Origin of the sequence: Mycolicibacterium sediminis, from assembly GCF_010731735.1 — a bacterium.
Classification (GTDB): domain Bacteria; phylum Actinomycetota; class Actinomycetes; order Mycobacteriales; family Mycobacteriaceae; genus Mycobacterium; species Mycobacterium sediminis.
Genome location: NZ_AP022588.1, coordinates 29,390 through 44,635 on the forward strand (window position 1 = coordinate 29,390; position 15,246 = coordinate 44,635).

The window sequence follows — 15,246 nt, forward strand, 5'->3', positions numbered from 1 at the left end:
CCGTCGCGTCGTACCCCCAACGGGATTCGAACCCGTGCTACCGCCGTGAAAGGGCGGCGTCCTAGGCCGCTAAACGATGGGGGCCAAAGCCGAATCTCTTCGGGGTCGCCCACAACGCGGTGACGTTGGGAGCTTCGATAGCTTAGGGTACCGACACCCAAATCCTCAAACGAGGGTGGCCCAGTATCCTTCAGTACCGCGCCCCTATAGCTCAGTTGGTAGAGCTACGGACTTTTAATCCGCAGGTCCCCGGTTCGAGCCCGGGTGGGGGTACCACGTCTGTCGTCACCTCCGGGTGTCGCGCCGATACGTCGTCCAGCCCACGATGACCAGCAGCAGACCGAACACCAGGAAGCCGATGTCCCACGCGAGCGGCCCACCGAGGTCGTCGCGTACGTGGTGGATCCGCAGGATCTGGTGATCGATCAGACCTTCCACGACGTTGAAGATCCCCCACCCGAGCAGTAGCAGCCCGACGTGGAACGACCAGCTCGGCGCGAGGCGTCCGCTCCGCCAGGCGACGACCGTCATCGTGGTTCCCGCCATCACCAGGAGCCAGGTGACGACGTGGAAGAAGCCGTCGGCGAGGACGTTCACCTCGAGACCCGCGACCGTGTCGGTCGGGTGTTCGGGCACGCTGCTGAGGATGTGATGCCACTGCAGGATCTCGTGCAGGACGATGCCGTCGACGAAGCCGCCGAGACCCAGTCCCAGCAGTAGCGCCGGGGCTGCCGACGGCTTCAGATCGGACGAGGGACGGTGCGCGGTGGTCGCCATCGCCGGCGAGTCCCCGTTGACACCGCCGTCAAACGACCGTCGTCACTCCTCACCCTTCTTGGGCTTCTTGGGACGCTCGTTGCCGTTCCCGGGCCGCTCACCCGGACCCGGCGGCCCCTGCGGTGGCGGAGGGGCCAGCACCGCGGGTGTCGTCGACACGGGGACGACGGACGACGACGTGGCACTCGACGTGGTCGGCGTCGGGGTGGGCTCCGAGGTCGCCGGTTCCGACGTCGTCGCCTCGACGACGACCAGCAGGAGTGCCAGGAGGACGGCGGCGGCAACGGCGCTGACGGCCAACACCTTCCGGCGCCCGTCCGGCGGCGGAGGTGGCGGCACCGCGCCCGTCATCGGTGGCGGGGCCGGCGAGGAGAGCACCCGGGTGGGAGGCCTGACGGCGGTCAGCGCCGTGCGCATCGCGTCGGCGCTGGGAAACCGGACCGAGGCGTCCGGTGACATCGCACGCTCGATCACACCGAGCAGCACGGGGTCGACGTCGGGACGGGCCGCCCGGAGCGGGACGACGTCGCGCTCCGCGACGGCACGGAGCAGAAGGACCGGGTCCTGCTGCGGGAATGCCATTGCGCCGGTGAGGGCTTCGTAGCCCATCGCACCGACGGCGTAGAGGTCGTCGGCGGGCGACGCGGGCTTGCCGGAGATGCGGTCGGGGCTCAGGTACGCCATCGTGCCGACCACCTGGCCGACGCGCGTGATGTCCGCGCTGTTCGACTTGGCGATCCCGAAGTCGGCGAGCTTCGCCTCCCCGACGGGCCCGAACAGGACGTTGGACGGCTTCACGTCGCGATGCAGGACGCCGGCGGCGTGCGCTGCCGCGAGTCCCGAGAGGACGTCGGCCAGCACCGCACGCACGTAGGGCACGGGCATCGGGCCCCTCGCGATCGCCTCGGCCAGCGAGGTGCCCGGCAGCTGCTCCATGACGAGGTACGGGACGCCGTGGTGCTCGCCGCTGTCGTGCACCGTCACGATGTTCGGGTGATTGAGCGCCGCCGCGACGGTCGCCTCGAATCCGAAGCGTGCCCGCGAGTCGGCGTCGTGCAGCAGCGTGCGGTGCAGCAGTTTCACGGCCACCGGCCGATTCAGTCGGCGGTCCCATCCGGCGTGCACAACGGCCATGCCGCCGTGACCGAGCACGCCACGAAGTTCGTAGCGGCCGCCGAGGAGATCTGGGCCCGCCATCGCTCCCACGCTAGTGGCGCGACCGGCCGCCGTCAGACGTCGGGGCAGTAGTGCGCGGGATTGCCGCGCCTGTCGATTGGCGGCAGGTTGCGTGCCGGCGTCTCCGGCAGCGGCGCGCCGGCGGGCATCCGGCCGGTGGCACGGTCCCATCCGGCGCGCGCCCGTGGATGCATGCGGGCGCGCCGGGGCAGCAGCGCGAACACCTTGCCGACGGCGGTGCCCAGCAGTCGGTGCACCCGCTCGTCGCGGGGCGACCAGCGGTAGCCCATCAACTCCCGCACCGGCGGGTCGTAGAGCCCGACGGTGAACCACACGAAGAAGCGGGCCACCAGCGGGCGCTGCAGGTTCCACATCCAATTCGGCAGCCTGCCCGCCCACGGTGGCTTGGGCAGCTCGCTGAGGTCGAGCACCGCGCGCGCCGCGAAGTTGTTCTCGAGCACGTTGCGGCACATGTGGTCCCAGTACTCCTGGAACTCCTCCCAGGTGTCCGGGACGGGCCTGGTGCTCATGCCGTACAGGTCGTACCAGGCCTTGTGCTCGTCGAAGAGTTGGCGCTTCTCCGCCTCGGTCAGACCGCCGCAGAATCGCTCGGCGACGATCACCGTCCCCATGAAGAACGTCGAGTGCGCCCAGTAGAAGACGTCGGGGTTCAGTGCGTGATAGCGGCGGCCCTGCGCGTCGACGCCCTTGATGTCTACGTGGTAATCGCGGACCTCGGCGCCGGTGCGCGGCGCCCGGTCGCCGTCGAACACCACGCCGCCGATCGGGTAGAGCGAGCGCAACAATCGCTGCCAGCGTTCGATGAAGAACGTGGAGTGCTCCTCGACGGCCGCACCGAGCTGCGGGTGCATGTTCTGCATCGAGCCCGCCCAGGGACCCTGCAGCAGTCCGCGCCAGTCACCGAAGTACTTCCACGTCAGCGAGTCCGGCCCCAGCGGCGGCGCCTCGTAGCCACCCGGCGCGACGGGGCAGCCCGCGGCGACCGTCGCGTCGCTGGTGACCGGGCAGGTCGGGGACGTATCTTGTGTCACTGGCACTTCTCCATCGGTCAGACGTCATTCTGACTACAGGCGTTGTCATCAAGAGCATAGGAGGGATGTGACGTCCGGTCAACGGCGGAGCCAATGGTCCGGCGTCCCCCTGCAGCAGCGCGCGCCGATGCGCCGCGACAAACTCGTCGCCGCGGGCGTGGACCTGCTGGGTGGACCGAGTGGTCCCGCACTGACCGTCCGCGCCGTGTGCCGGGCCGCGGGTCTCACCGAGCGGTACTTCTACGAGAGCTTCACCGACCGCGACGAGTTCGTCCGCGCCGTCTACGACGACGTGTGCAGCACGGCCATGTCCGCGCTGACGTCGTCGACCACGCCGCGGGACGCCGTCGAACGGTTCGTCACGCTCATGGTGGACGACCCGGCGCGCGGCCGCGTCCTGCTGATCGCGCCCGAGCGGGAACCGGTGCTCGCCCGCTCGGGGGCGGAGTGGATGCCGACGTTCATCGACCTGCTGCAGCGCAAGCTGACCCGCATCACCGACACCGGTGTGCAGGCCATGGTGGCCACCGGCCTCGTCGGTGCGCTGACGGCCCTGTTCACGGCCTATCTCAACGGACGCCTGACCACCACCAGGGAGCAGTTCATCGACTACTGCGTGGACATGCTGCTCAGCCGGGCGACCGCCGGCTGAGGCCGTCGACTACTCGTCGGGAGTGCTGACCTGCTCCAGCTCCTGCTGCTCCTGAGCGGCGGCCTCGTCCTCGGCGGCCTTCGTCGAGCGGCCGACCTCGCTGGCCAGGGAGTTGCCCGGCTTCGTCGCCGACGCCACACCGGCGTTGCAGTTCAGGTAGAACTGCACGGTGCTGGAGACGTGCACGCCGTCGTTGGCGCTTGCGAAGGGCGCCGTCTGGGAGCGCGTGACCAAGCATTCGTCTTCGCTGACCTTGTCGCCCACGCGTGCGGCCACGATCACGGTCTGGCCGGCGTCGCTGGCCGCGGACGATGCGTCGGCGTACGACTGCCCCGCATAGTCGTCGGCTGCGGCGATGCCGGTACCCAGCACGGCCGAGACCGCGAAGGCGCATGCTGCGCCGGAACCAATAACCAAGAGCTTCTTCACGGAAGACCTATCTGCGAGTCGTAACAGCCTGCTCGCGGCAGATCGTACCGCCGCTCCATGGTGCTTGCACAGCAGCGAGCCGAACTCGTCGCATCACCTCCGAACGCCCGTCGGCGCGACGTGCGGGTGCCGGTTCCGCCGCGCCGACACGGGTAGACCCGTGGTGCACGATGTCCCGTGTCACGTGCAGGTGCAACACCCGTCACACTCGAATAACACAACTTGATGTCACCGGGTTACACAGATATGTTGACTGCAACCAACGGATACAGATACTTATCCGGGCCTTGAACGCGAGGAGGACGACGCCCATGGCGACCGACTTGACCGACCTGCATCTGCTGCGAGAACTCGAGCCAGTGGTCGAGAAGAACATCAACCGGCACCTCTCGATGCGCAAGGACTGGAACCCGCACGACTACATCCCGTGGTCCGACGGCAAGAACTTCTACGCCCTCGGCGGCCAGGAGTGGAGCCCGGAGCAGTCCAAGCTCTCCGACATCGCGCAGACCGCGATGGTGCAGAACCTCCTGACCGAGGACAACCTGCCGTCGTACCACCGCGAGATCGCGATGAACTTCAGCATGGACGGGCCCTGGGGCTGGTGGGTCAACCGCTGGACCGCCGAGGAGAACCGCCACGGCATCGCCCTGCGCGACTACCTCATCGTCACCCGGGCAATCGACCCCGTCGAACTCGAGACCATCCGCCTCGAGCAGGTCACGCGTGGCTTCAGCCCCGGCCAGAACGCGCAGGGCGACATGTTCGCCGAGAGCCTGTTCGACTCGGTGATCTACGTGACGTTCCAGGAACTCGCGACCCGCGTCTCGCACCGCAACACCGGCAAGGCGTGCAACGAGACCATCGCCGACCAACTCCTCGGCCGCGTCTCGGCCGACGAGAACCTGCACATGATCTTCTACCGCGACGTGTCGGCCGCCGGCCTGGACATCGCACCCAACCAGGCCATGAAGTCGCTGCACCGCGTGCTGCGCAACTTCAAGATGCCTGGATACACGGTGCCCGAGTTCCGCCGCCGCGCCGTCACGATCGCCGTCGGCGGCGTGTACGACCCGCGGATCCACCTCGACGACGTCGTGATGCCCGTCCTGCGCAAGTGGCGGATCTTCGAGCGCGAGGACTTCACCGGCGAGGCCGCCGAGATGCGCGACGACCTCGGCAAGCTGATCGAGGAACTCGAAGAGGCCTGCCAGAAGTTCGAGACGGCCAAGCAGCGCCGCCTCGAGCGCGAGCGCCAGGTGGCCGAGAAGAAGGCACGGAAGAACCTGCTGGTGGGATCATCGTCCTCCTAAGCACTCCCCCGGACACGGCCCGATCCCTCCGGATCGGGCCGTTCGCCTTGCGCAGCCCCGTCGTCCTCGCGCCCATGGCGGGCGTGACCAACGTCGCCTTCCGGACGCTGTGCCGCGAACTCGAACTGGCCCGGGAGGGCACGGTCAGCGGGCTCTACGTCTGCGAGATGGTCACCGCCCGTGCGCTCGTCGAGCGCCACCCGGTGACCATGCACATGACGACGTTCGCGCCCGACGAGTCACCCCGCTCGCTGCAGCTGTACGCCGTCGACCCGGTCAACACCTATGCCGCGGCCAAGATGATCGCCGACGAGGGCCTGGCGGACCACATCGACATGAACTTCGGCTGCCCGGTGCCGAAGGTGACCCGGCGCGGGGGCGGTGCCGCGCTTCCCTACAAGCGGGCCCTGTTCGGCCAGATCGTCGGCGCTGCCGTGCGGGCGACCGAGGGCACCGACATCCCGGTCACCGTGAAGTTCCGCATCGGCATCGACGACGCGCACCACACCCACCTCGACGCCGGCCGCATCGCCGCCGAGGAGGGTGCCGCCGCGGTCGCTCTGCACGCTCGTACGGCCGCCCAGCGCTACTCGGGCACGGCGGACTGGGAGCAGATCGCTGCGCTGAAGCAGCACGTCACCTCGATCCCTGTCCTCGGCAACGGCGACATCTTCGACGCGAACGACGCGCTCGAGATGATGGCCGCCACCGGGTGCGACGGGGTGGTGATCGGGCGCGGCTGCCTGGGCAGGCCGTGGATGTTCGCCGAGCTGTCGGCCGCGTTCGGCGGTCGCCCGGCGAAGGAACCGCCGACCCTCGGCGAGGTCGCCCGGATCGTGCGGCGCCACGGCGAGCTGCTCACCGACCACTTCGGCGAGGACAAGGCGATGCGCGACATCCGCAAGCACGTCGCCTGGTACCTGCACGGCTTCCCCGCGGGCGCTGACCTCCGCCGGGGATTGGCGCTGGTCAAGACCCTCGCGGAGCTGGACGACCTGCTCGCCCGCCTCGACCACGACGTGCCGTTCCCACGCGCAGCGGAGGGGCCGCGCGGGCGTCAGGGTTCTGCTGCCGGCGTGTCGCTGCCCGAGGGGTGGCTCGACGATCCCGACGATTGCACGGTGCCGTTCGGAGCGGACGTCATGCACTCCGGCGGGTAGGTAGAAGCCCGACCGAGACACCCGCGAGACGGCACCGAGACGGCACCGAGACGCTCGCCGGGTGGATTGCTCTCAGGTTTCCTCAGTACGATGTGGGTTCATTGCGATCGGTTCCGGGTAGCGGAGCCCGTGCCGTGCTGCTACAAGACTAGAAGCACATCAACGAATTTCCGCGTGCGTAGCCGGAGTCGGAGGCCCCCTGGACATGAGTGACGGTGACGACGCCACTCCTGGCCGCCGACGATCGGATCAGCCCGGTGACGACAACCAATGGCTTACCCGATCGCCGCGCTCATTGCCAGGCGCCGCGCCGTGGGAACGGTCGACGAGTTCGCAGGGACGTCCGACGGGCCGGCGCAGCCGCCAGGACCGGGACGACGACGAATCGGCCGGCAGCCACGTAGAGGGCGTCACCGTCGCCGATCTGATCGCGAAGGTGGCGGGTACCGCCTCGCTCGAGCAGGCCGACGAACGTCCCCGCCACCGCAGCGATCCGCAGCCCGAACCCCCTGAGGAAGCCGCCGAGCCGGAGATCGAGGCCGAGCCGAGTTCCGAGCCCGAGACGCAGGCCGTGCCGCGCCAGGCCGATCCCGAGACCATCGTCTTCCCCGCCCTTCCGGCGCATGCCTCCGAACTCCCCGTCCTGTCCGGCGAGCCCCGTCTGAGCGACTCCCGGGAGGTGGTCGTCCCGGAGCGGATCGGGGAGACCACCGTGCTTCCGGTGGTCCGCACGCATCGCGCCCGTCGCCGGGCGATGATCGTCGGTCGGGTGGCGGCGGCCCTGATCGCCATCTGCGCGCTCGCGATGACCGGTGCGGCCTGGCAGTGGCAGTCGGTCAAGAACCGCAGCCTCAACAAGGTCTCGGCCCTGGACCCCGATTCGCGCGACATCCTCGACCCGAACGCGCAGTTCGGCGACGAGAACTTCCTGATCGTCGGCACGGACAGCCGCTTCGGCCAGAACAGCGACGTGGGCGCGGGCACGACCGAAGACGCCGACGGCGCCCGATCCGACACGATCATGCTGGTCAACATCCCCGCGAACCGGAAGCGGGTCGTCGCGGTGTCCTTCCCGCGCGACCTCTCCATCACCCCGCAGAAGTGCGAGCCGTGGGATCCGCAGACGCGGGCCTACGGACCGATCACCGACGAGGAGTCCCCGATGTACGGCCTCGAGGAGGTCTACACGGAGACGAAGCTGAACTCGGCCTACGCGGTTGGCGGGCCGAGGTGTCTGGTCAAGGTCATCCAGAAACTGTCGGGCCTGTCGGTGAACCGGTTCATGGCCGTCGACTTCGCGGGTTTCCAGACCATGGTCGACGCGCTCGGCGGGGTCGAGGTCTGCAGTACGACACCGCTCGAGGACTACGAACTGGGCACGGTGCTGCCCACCGCCGGCAGGCAGATCATCGACGGCCACACCGCGCTGCAGTACGTCCGGGCGCGGCAGGTCACCACCGAGACCAACGGCGACTACGGCCGCATCAAGCGCCAGCAGCTGTTCCTGTCGTCGCTGCTGAGATCGCTGATCTCCAAGGACACGTTCTTCTCGCTGAGCAAGCTGAACAACGTGGTGAACATGTTCATCGCCGACAGCTACGTGGACAACATCGACACCAGGGACCTGGTCGACCTCGGCCAGTCCGTGCAGGGCGTCAACGCGGGCCGCATCACGTTCGTCACCGTGCCCACCGTCGGATACGCCGACGAGTACGGCAACGAGGTTCCGCGGATGGACGACATGCGCGCGCTGTTCGACGCGATCATCAACGACGATCCGCTCCCCGAGGAGAAGGCCGACAGCACGGCCGCGCCGCAGACCCCCACCAGCGCGCCGGGGGCACCGGACGCGCACGGTGAGGTGGTCGACGCGGTCACGACGGACCCGGCCGCCGTCACCGTCCGGGTGTCCAATTCCACGGGCGAGAACGGGCTGGCGACCACCGCGGCCACCGCCCTGCAGGAGCACGGCTTCAACACCGTGGAACCCGACGACTACCCGGGACCGCTCGATTCGACGACGGTGTTCTTCTCCGCGGGCAACGAGGAGGCCGCGGCGACGGTCGCGTCGTCCTTCGCGAATCCCACGATCGAGCGCGTGTCGGGAATGGGCGACGAGATCCGCGTCGTGCTGGGTTCCGACTTCTCGACCGTGGCACCCCCGACGCCCAGCGGCTCGACGGTCCAGGTTCAGGTACTCAAGGGATCCGGCAGCGAACCGACGCACCTGCCGGAGGACCTGACCGTCACCAACGCGGCCGACACATCCTGTGAAGGCTGACCCGCCCAACGGCATTCACCGTCCGTTCACCTGCGACGACGTGACGTTTCACCGGCTCAGACCGTAGGCTTCGACCATGCGCACCGCCTACCAAGAACAGCTGGCTTCACTCTCCGACCTGCTCGGGGAGATGTGCGGCCTAGCGGGCGTCGCGATGGAGCGATCGACCCAGGCCCTCCTGCAGGCTGACCTGGTGCTGGCCGAGCAGGTCATCACCGACCACGAGCAGATCGCCGCGTTGAGCGTCCGTGCCGAGGAGAACGCCTTCGTCCTGCTCGCCCTGCAGGCCCCGGTGGCCGGCGACCTCCGCTCGATCGTCAGCGCGATCCAGATCGTGGCCGACATCGACCGCATGGGGGCGCTGGCCCTGCACGTGGCCAAGATCGCGCGTCGCCGTCATCCGCAGCACGCCCTGCCCGAGGAGGTCAACGGCTACTTCGCCGAAATGGGCCGGGTGGCAGTCGAACTCGGGAGCAGCACACAGGAGGTGTTGATCACCCGGGACCCGGAGAAGGCCGCGCGCATCCGCGACGAGGACGACGCGATGGACGATCTGCATCGCCATCTGTTCAACGTCCTCATGGACCGCGAGTGGAAGCACGGCGTGACCGCAGCCGTCGACGTGACGCTCCTCAGCCGGTTCTACGAGCGCTTCGCCGACCATGCCGTCGAGGTGGCCCGCAGGGTCATCTTCCAGGTCACCGGGCACTTCCCCGAAGAGGAACAGATTCCGACGCCGCTGTAGGCGGCGTCAGGCGGACGCCCACCCGTCGCGCGGCCAGCAGGTCGCTCAGCACGGTAGCGAGGACCTCGAGGTCGGCCTTGGCGTAGCGACTCAGGAAGTCGCCGACCCCCGCGGCCATCTCGACGTGCATGTCGTCGTGCGCGCGGGCCACCAGTTCGCCGTCGTCGGTCAGCGCGAGTTCGACCTCCTTGCGGTTGCCCGGCACGGGTGTCCGCATCACCAGACCGGCCTCGACCAGCCGCTGCACCTGTTTGGACACCGTGCCCTTGAGCTGCCCCGAGCGTGCGGCCAACCCCACCACGCCGGTCGGGTCGCCCTCGAGGTGGGCGAGCAGGTGCAGCGCCAGGGTGGGCAGGGTCCGCAACGATTCCCGAAGGCGTGGCGGGCAGCGCTCGATCATGTAGTCCCGCTCGGCGTCGCCGTCCTCGTCGTCCTCGAACTTGTCCTTCACCGCGCCCAGCAGTGCGTTGATGTCCGCGATCAGCGCCGACTTGGTTTTCATGGAAACCATCTTGCCACCGAGGCGGGGTGGGCGTACATTGTTTCCAGAGAAACCGTTACCAATGAAACTATGGAGGCTCCCGTGTTGGCAGCAGTGGTAGAGGAATGGGGCGCGACGCCGGTGTACGCCGAGTTCGGTGATCCCGAGGCACGTGACGGCGCCCTGGCGGCGACGGTGGAGGCGTCCGCGCTGACGAACCTCACGCGTGCACTCATCTCCGGAAAGCACTACGCCAGCAAGGAGATCCCCCTGCCGGCGATCCCCGGTTTCGACGGCGTCGCACGCCTCGACGACGGCCGACGGGTCTACGGCTACTCGGTGGCTCCGTACGGGATGATGGCCCAGCGCACGCTGGTCGCCGCAGACGGTCTGGTCGAGGTGCCCGAGGGCGTCGACTCCGTGACCGCGGCGGCGGTGCCCAACCCCGGCATCTCGGCGTGGACGGCACTGTCCTTCGCCGCCAAGGTGCAGCCGGGCGACCACGTCCTCATCCTGGGCGCCACCGGCGTCACCGGTGCGATGGCGGCCCAGTTGGCCAAGAACGTGTTCGGCGCCGGTCGCGTCGTGGTCGCCGGACGTGACCAGGCCAGGCTGGACTGGCTGCTCGGCGCCGGTGCGGACGAGGCCATCTCGATGCGAGACGAGGACCTCGCCGAGCGCATCCGCGCACTACACGCCGAGCGGCCCTTCGACGCCGTCCTCGACTACCTGTGGGGCCCGCCGGCCGCCACCGCACTCACCGCACTCGCCGACAGCCATCCGTCGGCGCACTACCACGCCACCCGGTTCGTCCAGATCGGCTCCATCGCAGGCGATCCCATCGAACTGCCGGCCGGAATCCTCCGAGGCACCGGCATCGTCCTGTCGGGCGTCGGCATCGGCAGTGTGCCGCCGGAGGTCATGGCGAACGCCCGCACCGAGGCGCTGCCGCGACTGTTCGCGATGGTCGCCTCGGGTGATCTGCGGCTCGAAACCGCGACGCGTGCGCTGTCCGACGTCGAAGACGTATGGACCACCGCCGAACCGTCGGGCACCCGAGTCGTCCTGGTCCCCTAGCCCCCGGAACGGGTCACCTCTTTCCGGCGAGCAGACGCAAACGTGCACGCAGCACCGGCGTGTCGCGCATTCTTGCGTCTGCTCGCGGGAAGAAACCGCGGGAAGAACCGTCAGCCGAAGCGGCCCGAGATGTAGTCCTCGGTCGCCTTCTGCGTCGGGTTGGAGAAGATCTTCTCGGTGTCGTCGATCTCGACGAGCTGGCCCGGCTTGCCGGTCGCCTCGAGGTTGAAGAACGCGGTCTGGTCGCTCACCCGGGCGGCCTGCTGCATGTTGTGCGTGACGATCACGATCGTGAAGTCCTGCTTCAGTTCCGAGATCAGGTCCTCGATCGCCAGCGTCGAGATCGGGTCCAGCGCCGAACACGGCTCGTCCATCAGCAGCACGTCGGGCTGCACGGCGATCGCACGGGCGATGCAGAGCCGCTGCTGCTGACCGCCCGACAGTCCGCCACCGGGCTTCTCGAGGCGGTCCTTGACCTCGTTCCAGAGGTTGGCGCCCTTCAGCGACCGCTCGGCGACCTCGTCGAGGGTCTTCTTGCTCCGTACGCCCTGCAGCTTCAGGCCCGCCACGACGTTGTCGCGAATGGACATTGTGGGGAACGGGTTCGGACGCTGGAACACCATGCCGATGGTCTTGCGGACGCCGACGGGGTCGACGCCGGCACCGTAGATGTCCTCGCCGTCGAGCAGCACGGATCCCTCGACGCGGGCGCCGGGGATCACCTCGTGCATGCGGTTCAGCGTGCGGAGCACGGTCGACTTGCCGCAGCCGGACGGGCCGATGAATGCCGTCACGCTGCGCGGCTGGACGGACAGTGCCACGTCGGACACGGCGTGGAACGAGCCGTAATAGATGTTGACGTCTTTGAGGTCGAGGCGCTTGGCCATCTGAGAGGCTCCTATACCTTCTTGGGGGAAAAGATCTTGGCGACCAGCCGAGCCGCGACGTTCAGGATGGCGATCAGCAGGATCAGCGTCAGAGCCGCACCCCACAGCCGGTCGGTGGGCACCGGGTTGGCGCCGGCACCAGCCGAGATCTGGTCGTACATCATCCCGGGCAGCGAACCCATGAACCCGCCGAACATGTCGAAGTTCATCGCTTGGGCGTAGCCCACCAGGATCAGCAGCGGCGCGGTCTCACCCATGACGCGAGCCAGGGCGAGCATGACGCCGGTGACGATGCCCGACAGCGCCGTGGGGATGACGATCCGCACGATCGTCTTCCACTTCGGCACGCCCAGTGCGTAACTCGCCTCGCGCAGGTCCATCGGGACGATACGCAGCATTTCCTCGGTGGCCCGGACGATGACCGGGATCATCAGGAGCACCAGCGCCAGCGACACCGCGAAACCCGAGCGTTCGAAGCCCAGCGTCGCCACCCACAGTGCGTAGATGAACAGTGCCGCGACGATCGACGGGACGCCGGTGAGGATGTCCACCATGAAGGTGGTGAGCTTGCCCATCCGCGTGCCGCCGCCGTACTCGACGAGGTACACCGCGACCATCACGCCGATGGGGATCGAGATGACCGAGCACACCGCGCCCTGCAGGAGCGTTCCGATGAGAGCGTGATAGACGCCGCCGCCCGGCGCGAAGGCGGTCATGCCGCCCTGGGAGTTCGTGAACCAGGTGGGCGACATCAGAGCCGAGATGCCCTTGGTGATCACCGAATACAGCACCCACAGCAGGGGCACGAGGGCGACGAGCACCGACAGCGTGACGAGCACGGTCGCCACGTTGTTCGTCAGCTTGCGCCGACTGCTGACGCCCTGGAAGGTGGGCTGCTTGACCGGACGGTCCAGGGTGGATGTCACTTGGCGCCCCTTCCGGCGACCGCGGCGCGTGCCGCCGAGTTCACCACGAACGTGAGGATGAACAGCACCAGGCCGGCGGCGATGTACGCACCCGCCTTGTACTGATCGTTGAACTCGCTCGCCGTCGCGGCGATCTTGCTGGCGAACGTGTAGCCGCCGTCGAACAGCGACCATCCGAATGCGGTCTGGGTGCCTCGCAGAATGATCAGCAGGGCGATGGTCTCGCCCAGCGCGCGGCCCAGACCGAGCATGGATCCGCTGATGTAGCCGGACAGGCCGAACGGCAGGACCGTGGTGCGCACGACCTCCCATCGGGTGGCGCCCAGCGCCAGCGCGGCCTCGACCTGACCGCGCGGAGTCTGCACGAACACCTCGCGCGTCACGGCGGTGATGATCGGCAGGATCATCACCGCGAGCACGATGCCCGCGGTGAAGATCGTGCCGCCGCCCGCCACGGACGCGGTTCCCGTCTTGAACAGGAAGAGCCATGACAGGTTCTCGTTGAGGAACACCGCGATCGGCTTCAGCACCGGCGCGAGGACGTACAGCCCCCACACGCCGTAGACGATCGAGGGGACGGCGGCGAGCAGGTCGACCATGTAGGCGAGCGGTCCTGCGAGCCGCTTCGGGGAGTACTGGGTGAGGAAGATCGCGATGCCCAGCGCGATCGGCATCGCGAGCACCAGGGCGAACACCGACACGAACACCGTCACCTGGAGCAGGTCCAGGATGCCGAAGGTCATCGCCGAGGTGTCGGTGGTGATCCAGTTGCCGCCGTAGGTGAAGAAGTTCACCTCGTTGCGCGTGAGCGCCGGGATGGCGCGCATGAGGAGGAACACGCCGATCGCGCCGATGAGGACGACGATCAGGACGCCGGAGCCCTCGGCGAGACCGCGGAAGATGCGGTCCCCCAGGCGAACCTTGCCACCCCTGCCGGGGTCGGTGGAGATGGGGTCCGGTGCCGGGAAGGGCGTGGCAAGTGCCTCGCCCGACCCCGCTCCGGATGGATCTGGTGTCGTCACTGTCATCCCGTCGGTGACCCTATCGGTCATGTATTCCGGACCCCATCCTCACCGTTGTGGTGCTGGCGCGCTAGGTGTGACTAGGCGATTGCGTCGATGGACGTGAGCAGACGCTCCTTGAACGCGTCCGGCAGCGGTACGTATCCGGCGGGGCCGAGGTTGGCCTGGCCGTCGTTGGCCGCGACCGTCAGGAACGACTTCACCGCGGCGGCGGTGTCGGCGTCGTATCCCTTGGAGCACACGATCTCGTAGGTGGCCAGCACCAGCGGGTAGGAGCCCGCCTCCTTGGTGCCGTAGATCGAGTTCAGGTCCAGGGCCAGGTCGTTGCCCTCCGCGGCGAACTTGGCCGCGTCGATCGCCTTCTTGGTGGTCTCGTCGGTCAGCTCGACGGCGCCCCCGCCGTTGTCGATCTGCGCCATCGGCAGATTGGCCTGCTGAGCGAAGCCCTTCTCGACGTAGCCGATCGCGCCCGGGGTGGCCTGCACGGCCTGCACGACGCCCGAGGACTTCTGTGCGCCTTCGCCTGCGCCACCCTGGAATTCGCTGCCCGCGCCCTTGGTCCACGTCTGCGGTGCCGCGGCGGCGAGGTACTTCTGGACGTTGTCGGTGGTACCCGAGGAGTCCGAGCGGTAGACCGGCGTGATGGCGGTGTCCGGCAGGGTGGTTCCCGAGTTGAGTGCCGCGATCGCCGGGTCGTTCCACTTGGTGATCTGGCCCTGGAAGATCTTGGCCAGGACGTCACCGTTGACGACCAGCTTGTCGACGCCCTCGACGTTGTAGGCCATGGCCACGGGGCCGAAGACCAGCGGCAGGTTCCACGCCGGGTTGCCGCCGCAGCGTGCAGCGGCGGCCGCCACCTGGTCGTCCTTCAGGGCCGAGTCGGAGCCGGCGAAGTCGACCTGCTTGGCGATGAACTGCTCACGGCCCGCACCGGAGCCGGTCGGGTTGTAGGACAGGTTCTTGCCGGAGCACACCTGCTGCCACACCTTGTTGAACTCGGCGACGGCGTTCTGCTGGGCGGTCGATCCCTCGGCGGTGAGGGAGGCCTTGCCACCGCAGTCGGCCGATGACGACGAGCTGCCCGAGGCGCTCGACGAGGTGCCCGCGTTGTTGTCGCTGCCACATGCGGTCAGCAGCATGGCGGCTGCGGCGGTCAACGAGAGCGCCACGCCAGTGCCCCTGCTAAAGCGATCGAGCTTCACTGAATCCCTCTTCCGGTTGTCTTCTCAGGCTCCCGGGCAACGTATTCGGCCGTCATGGACGGATCG

General features: G+C 68.2%; 15 protein-coding genes and 2 tRNA genes. 7 read left to right on the forward strand and 10 right to left on the reverse strand.

All coding sequences use genetic code 11. From position 1 onward, the window contains the following. Positions 1-11: 11 nt before the first annotated feature. Positions 12-84, reverse strand: a tRNA-Glu gene (locus tag G6N64_RS00185). 116 nt (positions 85-200) lie between these two features. On the opposite strand from G6N64_RS00185, the gene G6N64_RS00190 reads away from it, so the two are divergent. Next, positions 201-276 (forward strand) — tRNA-Lys (locus G6N64_RS00190). Between the two features lie 9 nt (positions 277-285). Here G6N64_RS00190 and G6N64_RS00195 read toward each other — a convergent pair. From G6N64_RS00195 to G6N64_RS00205, 3 genes are read right to left on the reverse strand one after another with little or no spacing between them, the layout of a single operon-like run. Continuing rightward, on the reverse strand, positions 286-777 hold the full coding sequence (locus G6N64_RS00195) for a DUF2243 domain-containing protein (protein WP_163795044.1): 492 nt from the start codon (positions 775-777) through the stop codon (positions 286-288). Between the two features lie 42 nt (positions 778-819). Continuing rightward, a complete protein-coding gene (locus G6N64_RS00200; protein WP_163795046.1) occupies positions 820-1,974 on the reverse strand; it encodes a serine/threonine-protein kinase in 1,155 nt (384 codons plus the stop codon). Between the two features lie 32 nt (positions 1,975-2,006). Beyond that, positions 2,007-3,005, reverse strand: a complete 999-nt coding sequence (locus G6N64_RS00205) for an oxygenase MpaB family protein (protein WP_163795048.1) — start codon at positions 3,003-3,005, stop codon at positions 2,007-2,009. A gap of 67 nt (positions 3,006-3,072) precedes the next feature. Between G6N64_RS00205 and G6N64_RS00210 the strand changes: the two genes are divergently transcribed. Then, a complete protein-coding gene (locus G6N64_RS00210) occupies positions 3,073-3,657 on the forward strand; it encodes a TetR/AcrR family transcriptional regulator (protein ID WP_163795050.1) in 585 nt (194 codons plus the stop codon). Between the two features lie 9 nt (positions 3,658-3,666). On the opposite strand, the gene G6N64_RS00215 is transcribed toward G6N64_RS00210, so the two are convergent. Next, complete coding sequence (locus G6N64_RS00215; RefSeq protein ID WP_163795052.1) at positions 3,667-4,086, reverse strand: hypothetical protein; 420 nt, start codon at positions 4,084-4,086, stop codon at positions 3,667-3,669. A gap of 311 nt (positions 4,087-4,397) precedes the next feature. Between G6N64_RS00215 and G6N64_RS00220 the strand changes: the two genes are divergently transcribed. The 4 genes from G6N64_RS00220 (at position 4,398) to phoU (ending at position 9,585) form a co-directional block, all read left to right on the forward strand. Then, positions 4,398-5,399 carry an acyl-ACP desaturase gene (locus G6N64_RS00220; RefSeq protein ID WP_163795053.1) on the forward strand — a complete coding sequence of 334 codons (1,002 nt, stop codon included), beginning with the start codon at positions 4,398-4,400 and terminating at the stop codon, positions 5,397-5,399. Continuing rightward, positions 5,387-6,559 carry a tRNA dihydrouridine synthase DusB gene (gene dusB / locus G6N64_RS00225; protein ID WP_197748360.1) on the forward strand — a complete coding sequence of 391 codons (1,173 nt, stop codon included), beginning with the start codon at positions 5,387-5,389 and terminating at the stop codon, positions 6,557-6,559. Before G6N64_RS00220 ends, dusB begins: the two co-directional genes overlap by 13 nt. A 205-nt stretch (positions 6,560-6,764) precedes the next feature. After that, entirely contained in the window at positions 6,765-8,840 is a 2,076-nt protein-coding gene (locus tag G6N64_RS00230) for an LCP family protein (protein ID WP_163795057.1), read from the forward strand. Positions 8,841-8,916: 76 nt separating this feature from the next. Beyond that, complete coding sequence (gene phoU, locus G6N64_RS00235) at positions 8,917-9,585, forward strand: phosphate signaling complex protein PhoU (RefSeq protein WP_163795059.1); 669 nt, start codon at positions 8,917-8,919, stop codon at positions 9,583-9,585. Here phoU and G6N64_RS00240 read toward each other — a convergent pair. Continuing rightward, positions 9,539-10,087, reverse strand: coding sequence for a MarR family winged helix-turn-helix transcriptional regulator (locus tag G6N64_RS00240; RefSeq protein WP_163795061.1), 549 nt, complete (start codon positions 10,085-10,087; stop codon positions 9,539-9,541). The two genes, phoU and G6N64_RS00240, sit on opposite strands and share 47 nt — an antisense overlap. Positions 10,088-10,168: 81 nt before the next feature. On the opposite strand from G6N64_RS00240, the gene G6N64_RS00245 reads away from it, so the two are divergent. Next, on the forward strand, positions 10,169-11,143 hold the full coding sequence (locus G6N64_RS00245; RefSeq protein WP_163795063.1) for a quinone oxidoreductase family protein: 975 nt from the start codon (positions 10,169-10,171) through the stop codon (positions 11,141-11,143). Between the two features lie 110 nt (positions 11,144-11,253). Here G6N64_RS00245 and pstB read toward each other — a convergent pair whose 3' ends face one another. Genes pstB through pstS form a run of 4 tightly spaced genes read right to left on the reverse strand, consistent with a single transcriptional unit; the run spans position 11,254 to position 15,117 of the window. Beyond that, positions 11,254-12,030: a phosphate ABC transporter ATP-binding protein PstB gene (gene pstB / locus G6N64_RS00250; protein ID WP_163795065.1), complete on the reverse strand. Its 777-nt coding sequence runs from the start codon at positions 12,028-12,030 to the stop codon at positions 11,254-11,256. Between the two features lie 11 nt (positions 12,031-12,041). Beyond that, positions 12,042-12,956, reverse strand: a complete 915-nt coding sequence (gene pstA / locus G6N64_RS00255) for a phosphate ABC transporter permease PstA (RefSeq protein ID WP_163795067.1) — start codon at positions 12,954-12,956, stop codon at positions 12,042-12,044. Then, on the reverse strand, positions 12,953-14,008 hold the full coding sequence (pstC, locus tag G6N64_RS00260; RefSeq protein WP_163795069.1) for a phosphate ABC transporter permease subunit PstC: 1,056 nt from the start codon (positions 14,006-14,008) through the stop codon (positions 12,953-12,955). The genes pstA and pstC overlap by 4 nt, the downstream gene beginning before the upstream one ends. 50 nt (positions 14,009-14,058) lie before the next feature. Further along, positions 14,059-15,117 (reverse strand): phosphate ABC transporter substrate-binding protein PstS, encoded by a 1,059-nt coding sequence (gene pstS / locus G6N64_RS00265; protein WP_163801332.1) that lies wholly within the window; start codon positions 15,115-15,117, stop codon positions 14,059-14,061. Positions 15,118-15,246: the final 129 nt, after the last annotated feature.